Origin of the sequence: Pseudomonas piscis, from assembly GCF_009380155.1 — a bacterium.
GTDB classification, from domain to species: domain Bacteria; phylum Pseudomonadota; class Gammaproteobacteria; order Pseudomonadales; family Pseudomonadaceae; genus Aquipseudomonas; species Aquipseudomonas piscis.
The window spans coordinates 547766-565688 of record NZ_WHUV01000003.1 but is presented as its reverse complement, the minus strand read 5'-3'; the positions used below and the strand labels follow the sequence as shown (position 1 = coordinate 565688).

18 protein-coding genes are annotated in these 17923 nt (G+C 63.5%); 5 read left to right on the top strand and 13 right to left on the bottom strand.

Annotated elements, in window-relative coordinates:
• Window positions 1-23 precede the first annotated feature (23 nt).
• Complete coding sequence (locus GDH07_RS19500; protein WP_152898578.1) at window positions 24-968, top strand: alpha/beta hydrolase; 945 nt, start codon at window positions 24-26, stop codon at window positions 966-968.
• Window positions 969-1012: 44 nt separating this feature from the next.
• Window positions 1013-1483, top strand: a complete 471-nt coding sequence (locus GDH07_RS19495) for a MaoC family dehydratase (RefSeq protein WP_152898577.1) — start codon at window positions 1013-1015, stop codon at window positions 1481-1483.
• A gap of 23 nt (window positions 1484-1506) precedes the next feature.
• On the opposite strand, the gene GDH07_RS19490 is transcribed toward GDH07_RS19495, so the two are convergent.
• The 4 genes from GDH07_RS19490 to GDH07_RS19475 form a co-directional block, all read right to left on the bottom strand.
• Window positions 1507-2370, bottom strand: a complete 864-nt coding sequence (locus GDH07_RS19490) for an efflux RND transporter periplasmic adaptor subunit (protein ID WP_022640426.1) — start codon at window positions 2368-2370, stop codon at window positions 1507-1509.
• Between the two features lie 10 nt (window positions 2371-2380).
• Window positions 2381-2587 carry a DUF1656 domain-containing protein gene (locus GDH07_RS19485; RefSeq protein ID WP_022640427.1) on the bottom strand — a complete coding sequence of 69 codons (207 nt, stop codon included), beginning with the start codon at window positions 2585-2587 and terminating at the stop codon, window positions 2381-2383.
• The gene (locus GDH07_RS19480) at window positions 2574-4562 is read right to left on the bottom strand and encodes an FUSC family protein (protein ID WP_343038289.1); all 1989 of its coding nucleotides are present in this window, start codon (window positions 4560-4562) and stop codon (window positions 2574-2576) included. The genes GDH07_RS19485 and GDH07_RS19480 overlap by 14 nt, the downstream gene beginning before the upstream one ends.
• Window positions 4563-4717: 155 nt before the next feature.
• Window positions 4718-5185, bottom strand: a complete 468-nt coding sequence (locus tag GDH07_RS19475) for a ferritin-like domain-containing protein (RefSeq protein WP_022640429.1) — start codon at window positions 5183-5185, stop codon at window positions 4718-4720.
• Window positions 5186-5416: 231 nt separating this feature from the next.
• On the opposite strand from GDH07_RS19475, the gene GDH07_RS19470 reads away from it, so the two are divergent.
• Window positions 5417-5653 (top strand): DUF3820 family protein, encoded by a 237-nt coding sequence (locus GDH07_RS19470; protein ID WP_015636734.1) that lies wholly within the window; start codon window positions 5417-5419, stop codon window positions 5651-5653.
• A gap of 45 nt (window positions 5654-5698) precedes the next feature.
• Window positions 5699-6889, top strand: a complete 1191-nt coding sequence (locus GDH07_RS19465; RefSeq protein WP_152898574.1) for an aminotransferase class V-fold PLP-dependent enzyme — start codon at window positions 5699-5701, stop codon at window positions 6887-6889.
• A gap of 154 nt (window positions 6890-7043) precedes the next feature.
• Here the strand turns inward: GDH07_RS19465 and GDH07_RS19460 are convergent, their stop codons facing one another.
• From GDH07_RS19460 to zwf, 3 genes are read right to left on the bottom strand one after another with little or no spacing between them, the layout of a single operon-like run.
• Window positions 7044-7709, bottom strand: coding sequence for a bifunctional 4-hydroxy-2-oxoglutarate aldolase/2-dehydro-3-deoxy-phosphogluconate aldolase (locus tag GDH07_RS19460; protein WP_022640431.1), 666 nt, complete (start codon window positions 7707-7709; stop codon window positions 7044-7046).
• A 17-nt stretch (window positions 7710-7726) separates the two neighbouring features.
• A complete protein-coding gene (gene pgl / locus GDH07_RS19455) occupies window positions 7727-8440 on the bottom strand; it encodes a 6-phosphogluconolactonase (protein WP_031320362.1) in 714 nt (237 codons plus the stop codon).
• On the bottom strand, window positions 8427-9896 hold the full coding sequence (gene zwf, locus GDH07_RS19450; RefSeq protein WP_022640433.1) for a glucose-6-phosphate dehydrogenase: 1470 nt from the start codon (window positions 9894-9896) through the stop codon (window positions 8427-8429). The genes pgl and zwf overlap by 14 nt, the downstream gene beginning before the upstream one ends.
• 300 nt (window positions 9897-10196) lie before the next feature.
• Between zwf and hexR the strand changes: the two genes are divergently transcribed.
• Window positions 10197-11057 (top strand): DNA-binding transcriptional regulator HexR, encoded by an 861-nt coding sequence (gene hexR / locus GDH07_RS19445; RefSeq protein WP_172681684.1) that lies wholly within the window; start codon window positions 10197-10199, stop codon window positions 11055-11057.
• Window positions 11058-11095: 38 nt separating this feature from the next.
• Here hexR and GDH07_RS19440 read toward each other — a convergent pair whose 3' ends face one another.
• The 6 genes from GDH07_RS19440 to GDH07_RS19415 form a co-directional block, all read right to left on the bottom strand.
• Window positions 11096-11950 carry a D-hexose-6-phosphate mutarotase gene (locus tag GDH07_RS19440; protein WP_152898573.1) on the bottom strand — a complete coding sequence of 285 codons (855 nt, stop codon included), beginning with the start codon at window positions 11948-11950 and terminating at the stop codon, window positions 11096-11098.
• A 132-nt stretch (window positions 11951-12082) separates the two neighbouring features.
• Window positions 12083-13432, bottom strand: a complete 1350-nt coding sequence (locus tag GDH07_RS19435; RefSeq protein WP_152898572.1) for a carbohydrate porin — start codon at window positions 13430-13432, stop codon at window positions 12083-12085.
• An 88-nt stretch (window positions 13433-13520) separates the two neighbouring features.
• The gene (locus GDH07_RS19430) at window positions 13521-14681 is read right to left on the bottom strand and encodes an ABC transporter ATP-binding protein (RefSeq protein WP_152898570.1); all 1161 of its coding nucleotides are present in this window, start codon (window positions 14679-14681) and stop codon (window positions 13521-13523) included.
• Between the two features lie 3 nt (window positions 14682-14684).
• Window positions 14685-15530 carry a carbohydrate ABC transporter permease gene (locus GDH07_RS19425; protein ID WP_022640438.1) on the bottom strand — a complete coding sequence of 282 codons (846 nt, stop codon included), beginning with the start codon at window positions 15528-15530 and terminating at the stop codon, window positions 14685-14687.
• Window positions 15523-16431, bottom strand: a complete 909-nt coding sequence (locus tag GDH07_RS19420) for a carbohydrate ABC transporter permease (protein ID WP_022640439.1) — start codon at window positions 16429-16431, stop codon at window positions 15523-15525. Before GDH07_RS19420 ends, GDH07_RS19425 begins: the two co-directional genes overlap by 8 nt.
• A gap of 170 nt (window positions 16432-16601) precedes the next feature.
• Complete coding sequence (locus GDH07_RS19415) at window positions 16602-17894, bottom strand: ABC transporter substrate-binding protein (protein WP_085597348.1); 1293 nt, start codon at window positions 17892-17894, stop codon at window positions 16602-16604.
• Window positions 17895-17923 lie beyond the last annotated feature (29 nt).

The window sequence follows — 17923 nt, the reverse complement described above, 5'->3', positions numbered from 1 at the left end:
CGTCTTCGAGCAAAGGAATCGCCATGACCCACGACATGTTCTGGTTGACCACGAGTGACCACCACCGGCTGTTCGTCAACCAGTGGATGCCCGCCAGCCCGCCCAAGGCGATTGTCCTGCTGTCCCATGGCATGGCCGAGCACAGTGGTCGCTATGCCCGCCTGGCCCAGGCCCTGTGCGACGCGGGTTATGGTGTCTGTGCCCCGGACCAGCGTGGCCATGGGCGTACCGCCGAGCATGGGGTGCTTGGCCACTACGCGGATCACGGCGGCTGGAGCAAGGTGGTGGGCGACCTGGCCAGCCTCAACCAGCATATCGGCCAGCAGTACCCCGGCACTCCCATCGTGTTGCTGGGGCACAGCATGGGCAGCTACATCGCCCAGGCCTACCTGCAGCACCACAGCGCCAGCCTGCATGGGGCGATCCTCAGCGGCTCGAATTTCCAGCCGGTGGCCCTGTACCGCGCCGCCAGCCTCATCGCCCGTTTCGAGCGCTGGCGCCAAGGCCGACAGGGCCGCAGCGCCCTGATCGAATGGCTGTCCTTCGGCTCGTTCAACAAAGCCTTCAAGCCCAACCGCACAGCCTTCGACTGGCTCAGCCGCGACCCGGTGGAAGTCGACAAGTACGTCAGCGACCCTCTATGCGGCTATCGCTGCACCAACCAGCTGTGGATCGACCTGCTCGGCGGACTGCAGCAGATCAGCAAGATCCCCAACCTGGCACAGATCGATCCGGGCCTGCCGCTGCTGGTCATGGGCGGCGAATGTGATCCGGTGAGCGATGGCAAGCGTCTCAAGGATCTGGCCGGCGCCTTGCGCGAGGCCGGCAGCCAGTGCCTGCAACTGAATATCTACCCGCAGGCGCGCCATGAACTGTTCAACGAGAGCAATCGTGACCAAGTGACCCAGGACGTACTGGCCTGGCTGGAACAGGCACTGCAACACCGCAGGCCGGCGCGATCGGAGTAAGCCGGGCCAGTACGCTCATTTATCTGCCAGAGGATTTGCACAACATGACCCAGGTTACCAACACCCCATACGACGCCCTGGAAGTCGGCCAGACCGCCCAGTACAGCAAGACCGTCGAGGAGCGTGATATCCAGCTGTTCGCCGCCATGTCCGGCGACCACAACCCGGTGCACCTGGACCCCGAGTTCGCCGCCGCCACCATGTTCAAGGAGCGCATCGCCCACGGCATGTTCAGTGGCGCGTTGATCAGTGCGGCAGTGGCTTGCGAGCTGCCCGGCCCGGGCACCATCTACATCGGTCAGCAGATGAGCTTCCAGAAGCCTGTGAAGATCGGCGACACCCTGACCGTGCGCCTGGAAATCCTGGAAAAACTACCCAAGTTCCGCGTGCGCATCGCCACTCGCGTGTTCAACCAACGTGATGAGCTGGTGGTCGACGGCGAAGCCGAGATCCTCGCGCCGCGCAAGCAACAGACCGTGACCCTGCCAACCCTGCCAGCCATCACCATCGGCTGACCCCGGGCCGATAGCCGGCCCCGCTACTTGCTCCCCTCTTCGACCTGGACGCTGGCGGTCATGCCGGCGCTCAGGTTGATGCCTTGCGGCACCTTGTCGAGCTGGATCCGCACCGGGATCCGCTGGGCCAGGCGCACCCAGTTGAAGGTCGGCTCCACCTCGGCCAGCAACTGCCCATCGGGCGTGGCATTGCGGTCGGTGATGCCCCGGCTGATGCTCTGTACATGGCCCTGCAAGGCATCGCCTGCACTCATCAACCAGACCTTGACCGGATCCCCGACCTTGATCCGCGGCAGCTTGGTTTCCTCGAAGTAGGCCTGGACATAAAAGGTCGAGTCATCCACCAAGGCCATCACCGACTGCCCGGCGTTGACGTAGTTGCCTTCGGCCAGGCGCAGGTTGGTGATGTGCCCATCCCGTGGCGCGCGAACCTGGCTGCGGGCCAGGTTCAGTTCAGCGACCTTGGCCTCGGCCTGGGCCTGGCGCAGTTCGCCGCGGGCAATACCGGCGTTGATCTGGGCATTTTCCCGCAGCTCGGCACTGATGGCCTGGGGCCCCAGGGCCGCACGCCGACTGGCCTCGTGCTCACGCAGGCTGAGCTGCTGCTGGCGGGTCTGTACCACGGCCTGGGCCTTTTCCAGGGCCGCCTCGAAACGATCGCGATCGATGCTCAACAACAGCTCGCCGGCCTTGACCTGCTGGTTGTCCGCCACCTTGAGCTCGCGCACCCAGCCGGAAACATCGGGGGCGACGATCACCACGTCGGCGCGGATTCGCGCATCTCGGGTCCAGGGGGTGAGCATGTAGTACTGCCACAGGTGGTAACCGGCGAAGACCGCCAACGCCACCAGGCACAGGGTAAACAAGACACGTACCGGTGTACGCATGGACAACTCCTTATAAAGGTCCGAGGGCGAACGTCACCGCCGCCAGCACACAGACATACAACGCACAATCGAACAACGCTTCGTGCCAGATCCAGCGGCCCAGCCCGCAGACCCGCAGTAACAGGCGCAGCGCACCGGTGAGCGCCAGCGCCAGCACCACGTAGGTCAGGAACGGACTGAGCAGCACCCCACCCAGCGACCACTCACGTAGCCCCATGACTTTCCTCCTGCTGCCGGCACCAACTGCGCCAGCTGTTTTGCAATTGCAGCACCGCGCCCTTGGCCAGCTTCAGTGCATCGCTGGGTGGCTGCTGCTCCAGGGCTGCGAGCAAGGCGGCGCTGGGCTCCACCAGGGCGTCCTGGCGGCTACCCGCCGGGCCTTGCTCCAGGGTTCGCTGCAGGTCTTCGAAATACCTGTGCTGGGCGACGCTCGCCGGCACCTGGGCCACCGCCAGGCTCAAGCGCAAGTGCATCAGCTCATCGCCGATATCCAGGCCCAGCAGGCCATCGTCCCAGCGACTGCGGGACGGCTCGGGCAACTCCGGGTAGTGCCTGGCCAACTGCAACAGGCGGTCGGCCATACGCCCGCCAAACCAGCTTTCGGCCCCCCGCAGGTTGCGTCGGGTCAGGCGCACCAGGTCACTCAGGGTCGCCGCCAGCAGGCGCCGGCCATGCCAGGCCGGATTTCGCAGGATCAACAGATGAAAGGCCAGCACTGCCGCCCCCACCCCCAGCATCATGGCCTGGGCGTTGTTGATGAAGCTGGCCACGTCGAAAGTCATGCGGTTCATCGGCGAGATCAACACGATGAAATGCAGGCAGAACGAAGTGGCGGTGGCACCGATCTGCGGCTTGGCCATGCCCAGGGCGCCAAAGAACAGCGGCACGCCCATGGCCATGGCCAACATCGGGAAACCACTCCACTGGGGCAACAGGATCTGCCCGACGAAAAAGGCCGCAGGCACCGCCAGGAAGATTCCGCGCATGAAACTCATGCCGATCTGCGCGCCGTTCTCCCGACTGGCGAACAAGCCGCAAACCACACAGGTCAGCAGCATTGCCCCGGAGGCTGCAGGCCAGGCGGTGGCTAGCCAGAAACTGGCCACCGTGAGGAAGGCCAGGGCACTGCGAGCGCCGAAGACCAGGGCCAACGACAGGTCTCGGTGGGGCGTCAGCTTCGCCGGTTGCTCCACCGCTCCCCGCCCCTGCTGCACCGCATCCAGGGCCTGGTTCGCGGCCAGGGCGGTGTCGAGCAACAGGGCGAAACGCGCCAGGCAAAAACCCTGGGCCGGGCTCAGGTGTGGATCATGGGAAGCATCCAGCAGGCGCGGACGCAGCGCCTGCAAATCGGCTTTGTCCGTCGTGGCCAGGGCCTGCTGCAACTGATCCATCCATGGCTGCAACTGCCGGGACTCATCGGCATCCAGCTGCTTCCACTGGCGCCGTACCGAACGCGAGATACGCAACAACTTCAGCAGCTTCTGGCTCAGGCCGCTGATGGCCCGGGCCCGCAGGCGCCCCGAAGGCCCTTCGAACCAGGCGTGCTCGCGCTGGGAATCCACGGCCACGATACGCCCGAGGATCTCCAGCAAGCCCTTGCGCGCCAGGGCATCACCGGCCAGGGTCGAGCGGGCGGCCTGCATCCCGCTCTGCCAGGCGGCACGGGCCTGTTCCGCCAACTGGCGCTCGACCCGCAGCGGCCAGATCAGGGCGCTGCTGGCGGTGGCACAGATGATCCCCAGGGAGATTTCCGTACAGCGCGCCACCGCCTGGTCGAAGATGCTCAACGGGTGGTTGATGGCCGGCAAGGCGATGATCGCCACGGTGTAGCCGGCCAGCACGAAGGAATAGGACCAGGCGCTGCGCAACAAGGTGGAACTGGCGGTGCACAGCCCCAGCCACAGCGCCAGGGCCAGCAGGAACAACCAGGGAGTCTGGGCGAACAGGCCCATGAACAACACCGACATGATGGTGCCGACCAAGGTTCCCAACAGCCGCGCCAGGCCCTTCTGCAAGACCATGCCGGACAGCGGCTGGGCGACGATGAACGCGGTCATCAGGGCCCAGGAGGGCTGCTCCAAGCCCCAGCGCAGCGCCAGCCACAGCGCCAGCCCGCCACCCAGCAGGGTCTTGATCGCGAACTGCAGCGCGGGGAGGCTCGGGGCAAGCAGGGCCTGCAAGGTAATGGGCACGGACAAGGACTCTTGGAGGTACGAATTAAACATAGCCGGGAACGCCCAGGACGGGCGCGAGGCAATTATTAGCAAGCTAACTAAAACCCGTCCAGCGCTAAATCCAAGACACAAAAAAACGCCAGACTGGCTGGCGTTTTTGACAGGTTTTAGCCTTAAGAACGGGCGCGAGCCTGGTTCCGCAGGGCCTTGACCTGGTCATGGTTGCGTTGCGCACCGTGGTACTGACGCTCCACCACGTCACGAATGCCCACCAGGTTGTGCTTGGAGATTTTCTCCAGGGCTTCCTTGTAGGCTTTCAGGGCATGGTCTTCACCCCGCTCGGCCTCGTTGAGCACGGCTTCCTCGTCCTTGCCGGTCACCATGGACTTGAGATCGACCCAACGCCGGTGCAAGTCGCCGCTGACGCTGGTGGAGGTCTCCGGATCGCCGCCCATGGAACGCACCACGGACTGCAACTCGGCCGCAGCGGCGGCGCAATCGGTGGAACGCTTGATGAACAGGGCCTTAAGCTCCGGATGCTTGATGTCCTCGGCACAGGTCTTGAAGCCCTCCTGGCCATCCTTGCTGGTCTCGATCAGGCTGTTGAGTACCGAAATCGCTTCTTTGTTCAAGTCAGTCATTTTCAGGTTCCTTGCAGGTTACGAGAATGGGATCGACCGTGGCCGACCTTCCTGCCGTTTACCGTTGCAGCGCCCATGCCAGACTTTAAAATAAAATATTTTTCTTTAAATTCAATTAGTTAGATTAAATGGAAAAATCTGTATCCGCGTTATTTGCATGATCTGTCATTTGGCCTGCATGCAGAATGCCTGTATTTTCCAAGACTCTCGTAGCACACCACGGTGGCCGCCATGACCCCTGAAACACTTGAACTGCTGGTCACCCGGGAAATGCCCTTCGGCAAGTACAAGGGACGCATCCTCGCCGACCTGCCCGGCCCCTATCTCAACTGGTTCGCCCGCGAAGGCTTTCCCAAGGGCGAACTCGGCGGCCTGCTGGCGCTGATGCAGGAAATCGACCACAACGGCCTGTCCGATCTGCTCGATCCGCTACGTGCCAAGCACGGCAAGCCCAAACCCCGCCATTGATCGCTGCCCCTTCCCCTAACCTCAATCACCGATAAAGAGCCCAGCATGCCAAGGACTGTCACTACGCTGGCCCGCGACGAAGAGCATTGGCGGGGCATTGCCCGGCAATTCGACCTCGAGTCCGGACCGATCAACCTCGAGAACGGCTATTTCGGGCGCATGACCCGCAAGGTGGCCGAGGACTACCAACGCAATATCCTCTGGGTCAACAGCAGCAATTCGGTGCATGTGCGCCAGCGCTTCGAGCAGGTCGAAGCCTTGCAGATCCGCCACCAGCTGGCGCACTTGCTGGAAGTCCCGGATAACGCCGTGGCCCTGACCCGCTGTGCCTCCGACGCCTTGCAATCACTGATCCGCAACTACAATCGCCTGCAACCCGGGGACCAGGTGCTACTCAGCGACCTGGAGTACGACACGGTGAAAAGCGCCATCCGCTGGCTGGCTCGCCACCGCGGCGTGGAGGTGATAGAAATCCAGCATCAGCACCCTGCCAGTTTTGACAGCCTTGTAGCGACCTACAAGGATGCATTCGAGCGTTATCCGCGCCTGAAGTTGATACCCCTGACCCACGTCACCCACCGCAGCGGCCTGGTGATGCCGGTCCAGGCCATCGCTGCCCTGGCCAAGGAATACCAGGTCGATATCATCCTCGACGGCGCCCATGCCCTGGGCCAGATCGATTTCGACCTGCAGCAACTGGGCATCGCCTTCGCCGGTTTCAACCTGCACAAGTGGATCGGCGCGCCATTGAGCCTGGGCTTTCTCTACATCGATCCCGAGCGCCTGGACGCCATCGACCCCGACATGGACGAATTCCACTTTCCAGTGGACGACATCCGCGCCCGCACGCCCTACAGCACACCCAACATTCCAGCCTTGATGACCTTGCCGCTGGTGTTCGAGGAACACCGGGCCATGGGCGGTGCGGCAGCCAAGGGTGCGCGCCTGAACTACTTGCGCGAAACCTGGACCGAAGCCGTGCGCCAACTGCCGGGCATCGAGGTGATGACGCCAGCGGACCCGCGCCTGTGCTGCGCCATCAGCGCCCTGCGCTTCACTGGCCACCAGGACCAACAAGCCCTGGTGGACCGGCTGCTGCGCGACTACGACCTGTTCACGGTGATCCGCAAGGGCGCAGGTTTCGGGCCCTGTATCCGCATCACCCCGGGCCTGGTGACGCCGCTGGAGCATATCCAGCGCCTGGTCGTCGCCCTCGAGGAGCTGGCCACCAGCTGAGGCCTTCCGGAGCCGCTGCCACAGGGCCGCTACCAGCCCTTTGCGTCAGCGGTTCCGGGGAGTTCAGGCCGGCACTTTTTCCGGGCAAAAAAAAGGTGCGCCGACCAAGCGCACCATAAAGCCGTAGAACACACCAACGAATAGGATTGAAGCTTCAGTCCAGCAGGGCCAGGGCCTGTGCCGTGCACTCCTGGATACGGGCCCAGTCGCCGTCCTTGATCCACTGCGGATCGAGCATCCAGCTACCGCCCACGCACATCACGTTCTTCAACGCCATGTAGCTCTTGATATTGGCCGGGCCGACACCGCCAGTAGGGCAGAACTTGACCTCGCCGAACGGACCACCCAGGGCCTTGATCGCCGCCACACCGCCGCTGACCTCGGCCGGGAACAGTTTGAAGCGGCGATAACCCAGGGCATACCCCTCCATGATCCCCGAGGCGTTGCTGATTCCCGGCAACAGCGGGATCGGGCTGGCGACGCTGGCTTGCAGCAGCTCGCGAGTGATGCCCGGGGTGACGATGAACTGCGAACCCGCGGCCTCCGCCGCCGCCAGCATCTGCGGGTCGAGCACGGTGCCGGCACCAGTCACCAGTTCCGGCCGCTGCTCACGCAGGATCTGGATGGCCTTGAGGCCGAACTGCGAACGCAGGGTGACTTCCAGGGCCGTCAGGCCACCCGCGGCCAGGGCATCGGCCAGGGGCAGCACGTCCTGCTCACGGGCGATGGTGATCACCGGCAGGATCCGCGCCTTGGCGCAGAGGCTGTCGAGCAGGGCTACTTTGTCCGCCATGGAAACGGTCGGAGGGAGGTTTGTCATCGCGGCTGATCCTTGGCTCATGGGCACCAGTAAATCTCTAACGGGGTTTGCAGGAAGGCGCGAATCGGCATATCGGCGACCACGTCGCCAGCCAGTGCGGCACCCAGGGTGGTCAGCTTGGACTGACCGGAAATCGACAGCAGGCTGCTACGGGCCGACGCCAGCAGGGCCCGACTCATGCTCAGGCGCTGGCGGGGCACGGTGGGCGCCAGCATCGGCCAGCACCGCCGGCTGCCAGCGGGCTCGAGCGCCTCGGCCAGGTTCGGGCTGCCGGGGAACAGCGAGGCCGTATGCCCGTCATCGCCCATGCCCAGCACCAGCACGTCGATCCCGGGCAACTGCGCCAGGGCCTCGTCGGCTTGCTGGGCGGCTTCTTCCAGGCTGGCCGCGGCGCTATAGAGGCCAAGGAAACGCGCCTTGGCCACCGGTCCCACCAGCAAGTGCTGCTTGAGCAGGCCGGCATTGCTATCGGCATGCTCCACCGGAACCCAGCGCTCGTCGGCCAGGCTGATCAGCACCTTGGACCAATCCAGCTCCTGCTTGACCAGGGCCTGGAAGAACGCCACAGGGCTGCGGCCACCGGAAACCACCAGGCTCGCCTGGCCCCGCGCGGCAATGGCCTCGCGCAGTTGTTCGGCGACCTTCAAGGCCAGGCCCGCAGCCAGCAGGGTCGAGCTGCGAAATTCGTGGGCGCGCACGCCCGCCGGCAATTGCAAATCAGATATCGCCATACCATGACCTCCCATCCCGCGTGATCAGTGCAATGGAACTCATCGGCCCCCAGGACCCGGCCGCATAGGGCTTGGGCGCATCGCCGGACTTCTTCCAGCCGGCGATCAACTGGTCGCACCACTTCCACGCGGCTTCGATTTCATCTTTGCGCACAAACAGGTTCTGGTTGCCGCGCATCACTTCCAGCAACAACCGCTCGTAAGCGTCGGGAATCCGCGCGCTGCGATAGGTATCGGAAAAATTCAGCTGCAACGGGCCGCTGCGTAATTGCATGCCCTTGTCCAGGCCCTGCTCCTTGGTCATCACCCGCAACGAGATGCCTTCGTCCGGTTGCAGGCGGATGATCAGTTTGTTGCTGATCTGCAGGCGCTGCTCGGGGGCGAAGATGTAGTGCGAGGGTTCCTTGAAGTGGATGACGATCTGCGACAGTTTCTGCGGCATGCGCTTGCCGGTGCGCAGGTAGAACGGCACCCCGGCCCAACGCCAGTTGCGAATATCGACACGCAGCGCGACGAAGGTCTCGGTATCGCTCTGGGTGTTGGAGTTTTCTTCCTCCAGGTAGCCAGGTACCGATTGGCCCTCGCTGTGGCCGGCGATGTACTGGCCACGCACTACCTGGGTGGTCAGGCCTTCGGGACTGATGGGCGCCAAGGCCTTGAGCACCTTGACCTTCTCATCGCGGATGCTGTCGGCCGAGAGGTCGGCCGGCGGGTCCATCGCGATCAGGCAGAGCAATTGCAGCAGGTGGTTCTGGATCATGTCCCGCAACTGGCCGGCCTTGTCGAAATAGCCCCAGCGGCCTTCGATGCCGACCTTCTCGGCCACGGTGATTTCCACGTGGGAGATGTAGTTCTGGTTCCACTGGGTTTCGAACAGGCTGTTGGCGAAACGCAGGGCAATCAGGTTCTGTACCGTTTCCTTGCCCAGGTAGTGGTCGATCCGGTAGATGCGGTTCTCCGGGAAGAACTGCGCCACGGCATCGTTGACCTTGCGCGAGGAATCCAGGTCCGAGCCGATGGGTTTTTCCAGGACCACCCGGGTCTGCTGGTTGAGTCCGACCCGCGACAGGTTCTCGCAGATTGCCCCGTACACCGCCGCCGGGGTGGCGAAGTAGGCGATCAGGCGCTGCTCGCTGCCAACCCGCTCGGCCAGGGCCACATAGTCCTCGGCCTTGAGGAAATCCACATGCAGGTAGCTCAGGCGGGCCAGGAACCCCTTCAACACGGCGGCGTCGATGTCATGGGCGCCGACGTACTTGTGCAACTCAGCCTCGATATTGGCCAGGTGCTCCTGCTCGCTGCCCGGCTCCCGGGCCAGGGCCAGGATCCGTGTGTCCTCATGCAAGAGGCCGGCGGCATCGAGCTGGTACAAGGCAGGAAACAGCTTACGCAGCGCCAGATCGCCCAGCGCGCCGAACAAGGCAAAGGTGCAGGGTTCAACCGTTATCGAAGGCATGATGTTTGTTCTTTTATCAAGTTAAGCTACAAATACCTTTTTTCAAGGTATCACTCAAGGGAAAATGTAGTAATAAACACAACATTCTCACAAAATATCGATTCCAGGTGGTCCTCACTCCGGGCCACCAGTACGATAGGCCACCTTTCAACTTCGCATTGCAGGCGCGGCGAGCCCGGCACGCAGCGTAATCCCGGGACCCCGGCGGCACCACGATCGCCAACGCCCTTCCCGGATTGACCGCCTCCCGGCTTCCCCGTTTCACCTGTCTAGCCGATCTAGGAAACCTGAATGGACCGAGTGCGAAATCTACTGGAGCAGATCCAGAACCGCCTTGAAGAATTGAACAAGGCGGAACGCAAAGTCGCCGAAGTCATCCTGCTCAACCCGCAGCAGGCCACCCGCTTCAGCATCGCCGCCCTGGCCCAGGCCGCATCGGTCAGCGAACCGACGGTCAACCGCTTCTGCCGTTCGTTCGGCGTCAGCGGCTACCCGGAACTCAAGCTGCAACTGGCCCAGAGCCTGGCCAGCGGCGCGGCGTACGTCAGCCGTGCGGTGGAAGCCGACGATGACCCGGCAGCCTACACCCAGAAGATCTTCGCCAGCGCCATCGCCTCGCTGGACAGCGCCTGCCAGCAGATCGACCCGCAGCAGGTCAGCCGCGCCGTGGACATGATGATCCAGGCCCGACAGATCCACTTCTTCGGCCTCGGCGCCTCGGCTCCGGTGGCCATGGACGCCCAGCACAAGTTCTTCCGCTTCAACCTGGCGGTGTCGGCCCACCCCGACGTACTGATGCAGCGCATGCTCGCCTCGGTGGCGCACACCGGCGACCTGTTCGTGATCATCTCCTACACCGGCCGCACCCGCGAATTGGTGGAGGTCGCGCGCCAGGCTCGGGAGAACGGCGCCTCGGTGCTGGGCATCACCGCCGCCGGCTCGCCGCTGGCCAAGGCATGCAGCCTGAGCGTGCACCTGCCACTGCCGGAAGACACCGATATCTACATGCCCATGACCTCGCGGATCATCCAGCTCACGGTGCTCGATGTCCTGGCCACCGGCATGACCCTGCGTCGTGGCGTGGACTTCCAGCCGCACCTGCGCAAGATCAAGGAAAGCCTCAACGCCAGCCGCTACCCGGCAGGCGACGAGCTCGACTGAAACCACAGGCTCCCGCGACCTGCGGGAGCCTCTTTGCCCTACCCCACCGCGCGCGCCTGCAGGCTCAAGTGGGCCCGCTCCCCCGGCGCCAGGCGCAGGCTGTCGGTGCCGCCGGCAGCCGCCTCGACACAGACGAAACGCGACACCTCGCTCCAGCTCACCCCCAGCAGTGGCCGGGTACCGGGATGCCAGACCACGGTATCGGCGTCCTCGCCGGTATCGATGCGCAGCGCACGCTGCCAGGCACGATCCTCGATCTGCAACTCACCCTCGTGCTGGAATACCCGCTGACAGCCACCGTCGACCCGCAACTCGCCTTGTTGCCGGCAGGCCTGGCGATTCAAATGATCGTAGCCCTCGACGCCATCGAGCCCAGACAGCGCTACCTCGCCAACATCGCCAATACGCCAGTAGGCGTGCAGAGCCTGGCTCAACTGGCAGGGTTCGCTGTCCTGGTGCTCGGTGCTCAAGCGCAGGTCCATGTCCCGACCCAGGTGCGCATGCAGCTCGACCTTCCAGTCGCACAGCTGCAATTGCCAATGCAGGCGCACACCGTCTGCATCGCTGTCGCTGCCCAGCAGCTTCCAGTCCAGCAAGCGCGCCCAACCATGGGAAGGCCAGGCATTCTCGCTCGGGTGCCGACCATACCAAGGCCAGCACACCGGCACCCCACCACGGATCGCCCCCACCTGCGGCCACTTCGCCGCGCACCAGAGCCAGGGTTTCTGCCCGGTGGGCTGGAAGTGCAGGAGCTGTGCGCCCTGGCGACTGAACACGGCCTGGCACAGTGGATGATCGATCACCAGCACATCGCGCATCTGGTAGCGCTCCCAGGCAAACACCGGGCGCTCGCGCAGGGTCTTGAAAAAACGTTGCAGGGGATGCTCATGCATGTGCCGCGGTCCTGAAAATCATGGGGGTAGTCGTACAGCTGGCGGCCGTCGCGAGAGCGCCTGGCAAAAAAAAGCGGATAGCCAAGGCCATCCGCAATATGCGCACAGAGAAAGGAGCTTATCGCAACAGCGTCAGAACACCGACTGAATTTTCAGGCCGGCCACCAGGGCGTTGTCGACCTGGTCCACACCGCCCGGATGGGTGATGTACTGCAGGTTGGGGCGCACGGTCAGCCAGTCGGTCACATGGAAACCGTAGTTGATCTCGTAGTTGTACTCGGTCTCGCGCAGCGGCGAGTACAGCGGGTTGTCGTAGTCGCTCACGCCAATGGCGGCGTTGGCCAGCTGGGCGTTCTTCTTCACATCGTCGTTGACATGAATGCGGGCGAAACCAATGCCCACGTCATCCTTTGGCCGGGCATCGAACGGCCCCTTGTAGACGAACATCAGCGACTGGTAGTTGTCGATGATGTTGGTGTCCTTGTCATGGAAGGTGGCGTTGGCGGCGATGTTCAGGCCACGCGAGGCGTCGCCGTTATGGCTGGTAAGTTGCTGCTGGGCGACGAACCAGTAGCCGTGCTTGCTGTTGTGCACGCGATAGGCGCGGCCGGTGGTGGCGGCATCCTGGCCATTGGCGTCCTCGCGCACGTCATTGGCCTTGGCCGTGCTCTTGTAGTAACCCACACGGTACTCGCCCGGCAGGTTGTTGACCTTGGGCGACCACACCAGCTCTACCGGCAATACCGTGCCCTTGGTGCCGCTGCCGCTGAGCTTGAAACCATTGCCGTGCTCGGTCTGCGAAGGGTTCTGGTTGTAGGCGCCGATCTGCGCATAGAACTCGGGGGTGATGTGGTACTTGATGCGCAGCGCCGCCTGGCTGACCGGCCAGTTGTACCAGATGTTGGTCGCCCAGTTGCCCACCTGGGAACCACAGAAGGCCAGGTTCTGGAACTCGCAGGGGAAGGTGTTGAAGTCCTCGCCCTCGCCGAAGTAACCGGCCTTGACATCCAGCTTGCCGTCCAGGAACTGGTGCTGGATCCACAATTGGGTCAGGCGCACCATGTGCCCGCGACCGTAGACCTCCTGGGAAGAACTCAAGGTGCCGGCCCGGGGATCGCCGACGCGATCGTTGGAGATGTTCTGGCCATTACGATTGGTCAGCTGGATCTTGGCCTGGGTGTTGTCCCAGCCCAGCAGTTTTTGCAGGTCGAACGCCACGCCCAGGCCGAACTGGTCGCTGTAGCGCCCGGTCTTGTCGTCGTTGTAGCCGCCATGCAGGTTGGCGCCCATCTCCGCGACGTAGTCGGCCTTGATGTCGATCCCCTGCTCCAGCAGCTTGGTGCGCGTACCGCCCCAATCGCCGGTCATCCACTTGGAGTTGGCGCCGAACGCTTCGTCGGCCATGGCCTGACCGGACAGGACCAGCGCCGCCACCGCCGAAAGCTGGCAGAGCAGGCGGGTATTGCCGTGTTGCTTTTTCATCCCTACATCCTCGTCTTTATTGTTATTAACGGTTTATCCAACGCGGTTTACAGTCCTTGCGACGGATGACAGGCCATCCGCCCCGAATTCATCGCCCCTTGAATTGCGCCACATTGCCGCCGTGGCCCAGGGCCATGGCAGGGCCGGCCGCGCCCAGGCGCTCGCCGCTCCGGGCATCGAACAGCAGGACCCGAGCCGGGTCGAACTGCAAGGTCAGGTTCTGCCCGGCCGCGGGCGCCTGGTCCGGGGCCAGGCGGCAACAGACCTTGGTGCCATTGAGGGTGACGAATACCAGGGTATCGGGCCCGGTGGGCTCCACCACCTCGACCTCGGCCCGGATGCTCGGCAGGCCGTTGGCCTCGACGGGCGCCAGGGCGATCTGCTCCGGACGGATGCCGAGGATCACCTCGCGTTCCTCAAGCCCGGCGTCACGCGGCCCCAACGGCAGCTCGCAGCGGGCCTGGCCACTGTCCAGCAAGGCCAGCAACCGTCCCTCCTGGCGTTGCAGGCGCAGGGGAATGAAGTTCATCGGCGGCGAGCCGATGAAGCTTGCCACGAACAGGTTGGCCGGATCGTTGTAGATCTGCTGCGGAGTCCCGAATTGCTGGATGATCCCGTCCTTCATCACCGCCACCTTGTCCCCCAAAGTCATGGCCTCGATCTGGTCGTGGGTGACATACACCGTGGTGGTCTTCAGGCGCTGGTGCATCAGTTTCATTTCGGTACGCATCTCGACCCGCAGCTTGGCATCGAGGTTGGACAGCGGCTCGTCGAACAGATAGATCTTCGGCCGCCGCGCCAGGGCCCGGCCCATGGCCACGCGCTGCTGCTGGCCACCGGAGAGCTGGCCCGGCTTGCGCGCCAGCAGGTGCTCGATCTGCAGCAACTTGGCCACCCGCGCCACCTCGGTATCGATCTCGGCGGTTGGCATCTTGCGGATCTTCAGGCCGAAGGCGATGTTGTCGCGCACGCTCATGGTCGGGTACAGCGCGTAGGACTGGAACACCATGGCGATGTCCCGGTCCTTGGGGCTCATGCCGCTGATGTCGGCATCATCCACCAGGATCGCTCCGCCACTGATGGTCTCCAGGCCAGCGATGCAGTTCATCAGGGTCGACTTGCCGCACCCCGAGGGGCCGACGAGGATCAGAAACTCGCCGTCGTCGATCTTCAGCTCGATGTTCTTCAAGGTGTCCGGCAGGCCGGCACCGTAGGTCTTGTTGACGTTGCGTAATTCGAGAGTTGCCATGCCTTACCCCTTGACCGCGCCGGACGTCAGCCCGCGCAGGAAATACTTGCCGGCGAAGATGTACACCAGCAGTGTCGGCAGCCCCGCGATCATCGCCGCCGCCATGTCAACGTTGTATTCCTTGGCCCCGGTACTGGTGTTGACCAGGTTGTTCAGGGCCACGGTGATCGGTTGCGCGTCGCCACTGGCGAACACCACGCCGAACAGGAAGTCGTTCCAGATCTGGGTGAACTGCCAGATCAGGCAGACCATGATGATCGGCACCGACATCGGCAGCAGGATCTTGCCGAAGATGGTGAAGAACCCCGCGCCATCCAGGCGCGCAGCCTTGACCAGGGCATCCGGCACGCTGACGTAGTAGTTGCGGAAGAACAGCGTGGTGAAGGCCAGGCCGTAGACCACGTGCACCAGCACCAGACCGGTGGTGGTGTTGGCCAGGCCGAACCGGCCAAGGGTGAACGAGGCCGGCAGCAGCACGGTCTGGAACGGCAGGAAGCAGCCGAACAGCAACAGGCCGAAGAACAGTTGCGAACCGCGAAAGCGCCACATCGACAGCACATAGCCGTTCAGCGCGCCGATCAGGGTGGAGATCAGTACCGCCGGCACGGTGATCTTCACCGAGTTCCAGAAATAGCCACCCACGGTGTCCCAGGCCTTGATCCAGCCGATGCCATCGACCACCTGGGGCCAGCTCAAAAGGTTGCCGGTACGAATATCCTCGGGGGTCTTGAAGCTGGTGAGCAGCATCACCACCAGCGGCACCAGGTACACCGCCGCCGCCAGCAGCAGCGTGGCGTAGATGGCGATCCGGCTGAAATTCAGGCGCGGCCTGGCGAGCGAATCAGTCATGGCGCTTGCCTCGCAATTCGGAATACAGGTACGGCACCAGGATGGTCAGCACCGCGCCCAGCATCAGCATGGCGCTGGCCGAACCGATGCCCATCTGGCCACGGCTGAAGGTGAAGGAGTACATGAACATCGCCGGCAGGTCGGAAGAGTAGCCAGGGCCGCCGGCGGTCATCGCCGCCACCAGGTCGAAGCTCTTGATCGCGATATGGGCCAGGATCATGAAGGCACTGAAGAACACCGGGCGCAGGCTCGGCAGAACGATCTTCAGGTAGATGGTCGGCAGGCTGGCGCCGTCCACCTGGGCGGCACGGATGATCGACTGGTCGACACCCCGCAGCCCAGCCAGGAACATCGCCATGACGAAACCCGAGGCCTGCCATACGGCGGCGATCACAAGGCAGTAGACCACGCGATCCTGGTCCACCAGCCAGTCCAGGCGAAAGCCTTCCCAGCCCCAGTCGCGCAGCATCTTGTCCAAGCCCAGGCCGGGATTGAGCAGCCATTTCCAGGCGGTACCGGTGACGATCATCGACAGCGCCATGGGGTACAGGTAGACGGTGCGGATGAAGCCCTCGCGGCGGATGCGCTGGTCCAGCAACACCGCCAGGAACACCCCCAGCACCAGGCTGATGCCGATGAACAAGCCGCCGAACAGCGCCAGGTTCTTGCTCGCCACCCACCAGCGGTCGTTGTCCATCAACCGCAGGTATTGCTGCAAGCCGACCCACTTGTAGCTCGGCATGAAGCTGGAATTGGTGAAGGACAGAATGAAGGTCCAGATGATGTAGCCATAAAAGCCCACCAGCACGATCACCATGCTCGGCGCCAGCACCAGCTTGGGCAACCAGCGCTGCAAGGCATCCAACGGCGAGGCTTTGCTGAAAACCGCCACAGAGCTCATCGAGATAATCCAGTGTGAAGGAGTGAGTATCCGCAGGAACGAGGCTCGCCCGCGAATGGGCACCGACACTCAAGTCGATGCCCACCGACGCACCGCCTTCGCGGGCAAGCCTCGCTCCTGCCAGGGAGAGCGTTTCGGGAATGGCCGCAGGTACGCCTGCGGCCCGGACCTTACTGCGCGGCCTTGACCGCCGACGCCAGTTGCGCACTGGCCTTGGCCGGGTCCGCATCCTTGTCGTTCATGAAGTTGGTCACCACATCGAAGATCGCGCCCTGCACCGCCAGGGACGTGGCCATGTTGTGCGCCATGCTAGGCTGCAGCCCGCCGGTCTTCTCGTCCGCCAGGAAGTCCTTGGCGGCGGCCTGGGCGCAGGAGTCGAAACCTTCGGCGTCCATGGCGTTGAGCATGTCGGTGCGCACCGGGATCGAGCCCTTGTTGATGCTGAAGACTTTCTGGAAGTCCTTGCCCAGGGCAACCTTGGCCAGGTCCTGCTGGGCGGCGATATCGCCCTTGCGGTCGGCCTTGAGCTTGAATACCGCCAGGGAGTCGATGTTGTAGGTGAAGGCCTTGTCGGTGCCCGGGAACGGCACGCATTGGTAATCCTTGCCGGCGACCTTCTTGGCCGCGGTCCATTCGCTCTTGGCCCAGTCGCCCATCATCTGCATCCCGGCCTTGCCGTTGATCACGTCGGCGGCGGCGATGTTCCAGTCACGCCCGGCACGGTTGGGGTCCATGTAGCCGGAGAGCTTCTTCAGCTCGGCGAAGGTCTTGGTCATCTCCGGGCCTGCCAGGGTCTTCTGGTCCAGGTCCACCAGGGCCTTCTTGTAGCCTTCGGCGCCCATCACCGAGAGCACCACGTCTTCGAATACGGTGCTGTCCTGCCAGGGCTGGCCACCGTGGGCCAGGGCGATGAAGCCGGCGGCCTTGAGCTTGTCACCGGCGGCATAGAATTCTTCGAGGGTGGTGGGCGCCTTGGCGATCCCGGCCTTCTTGAACACCTCGGGGTTGATCCACAGCCAGTTGACCCGGTGGATGTTCACCGGCACGGCCACGTAGTCCCCTTCGTACTTGACGGTATTGGCCACCTTGGGCGAGAGCAGGCCGTCCCAATTCTCGCTCTTGGCCACGTCCTTCAGGGTATCGGTGCTGAGCAGGCCGGTGCTGCCCCATTCCTGGATGTCCGGGCCCTTGATCTGTGCCACACCGGGCGGGTTTCCGGCCACGGCGCGGCTCTTGAGCACGGTCATCGCGGTGGAACCACCACCGCCGGCCACGGCGCCGTCCTTCCAGGTGAAACCGTCTTTCTCCACCTGGGCCTTGAGCACATCGACCGCAGCCTTTTCACCACCGGACGTCCACCAATGGACCACTTCCACGGAACCTTTGGAATCGGCGGCCAGGGCGCTCAGGGGGAACAGGGAGGCAAGGGAAATGACAGTGGCGAGGCGAGAAATCGCATTCATCTGAAGTACCTTTCTTGTTGTTATGCATG

What these genes read in the sequence shown, in the direction of transcription:
- GDH07_RS19500 (WP_152898578.1), top strand. Translation starts at nt 24, where the DNA reads ATGACCCACGACATGTTCTGGTTGACCACGAGTGACCACCACCGGCTG.
- GDH07_RS19495 (WP_152898577.1), top strand. Translation starts at nt 1,013, where the DNA reads ATGACCCAGGTTACCAACACCCCATACGACGCCCTGGAAGTCGGCCAG.
- GDH07_RS19490 (WP_022640426.1), bottom strand. Translation starts at nt 2,370, where the DNA reads ATGCGTACACCGGTACGTGTCTTGTTTACCCTGTGCCTGGTGGCGTTG.
- GDH07_RS19485 (WP_022640427.1), bottom strand. Translation starts at nt 2,587, where the DNA reads ATGGGGCTACGTGAGTGGTCGCTGGGTGGGGTGCTGCTCAGTCCGTTC.
- GDH07_RS19475 (WP_022640429.1), bottom strand. Translation starts at nt 5,185, where the DNA reads ATGACTGACTTGAACAAAGAAGCGATTTCGGTACTCAACAGCCTGATC.
- GDH07_RS19470 (WP_015636734.1), top strand. Translation starts at nt 5,417, where the DNA reads ATGACCCCTGAAACACTTGAACTGCTGGTCACCCGGGAAATGCCCTTC.
- GDH07_RS19465 (WP_152898574.1), top strand. Translation starts at nt 5,699, where the DNA reads ATGCCAAGGACTGTCACTACGCTGGCCCGCGACGAAGAGCATTGGCGG.
- GDH07_RS19460 (WP_022640431.1), bottom strand. Translation starts at nt 7,709, where the DNA reads ATGACAAACCTCCCTCCGACCGTTTCCATGGCGGACAAAGTAGCCCTG.
- pgl (WP_031320362.1), bottom strand. Translation starts at nt 8,440, where the DNA reads ATGGCGATATCTGATTTGCAATTGCCGGCGGGCGTGCGCGCCCACGAA.
- zwf (WP_022640433.1), bottom strand. Translation starts at nt 9,896, where the DNA reads ATGCCTTCGATAACGGTTGAACCCTGCACCTTTGCCTTGTTCGGCGCG.
- GDH07_RS19440 (WP_152898573.1), bottom strand. Translation starts at nt 11,950, where the DNA reads ATGCATGAGCATCCCCTGCAACGTTTTTTCAAGACCCTGCGCGAGCGC.
- GDH07_RS19435 (WP_152898572.1), bottom strand. Translation starts at nt 13,432, where the DNA reads ATGAAAAAGCAACACGGCAATACCCGCCTGCTCTGCCAGCTTTCGGCG.
- GDH07_RS19430 (WP_152898570.1), bottom strand. Translation starts at nt 14,681, where the DNA reads ATGGCAACTCTCGAATTACGCAACGTCAACAAGACCTACGGTGCCGGC.
- GDH07_RS19425 (WP_022640438.1), bottom strand. Translation starts at nt 15,530, where the DNA reads ATGACTGATTCGCTCGCCAGGCCGCGCCTGAATTTCAGCCGGATCGCC.
- GDH07_RS19420 (WP_022640439.1), bottom strand. Translation starts at nt 16,431, where the DNA reads ATGAGCTCTGTGGCGGTTTTCAGCAAAGCCTCGCCGTTGGATGCCTTG.
- GDH07_RS19415 (WP_085597348.1), bottom strand. Translation starts at nt 17,894, where the DNA reads ATGAATGCGATTTCTCGCCTCGCCACTGTCATTTCCCTTGCCTCCCTG.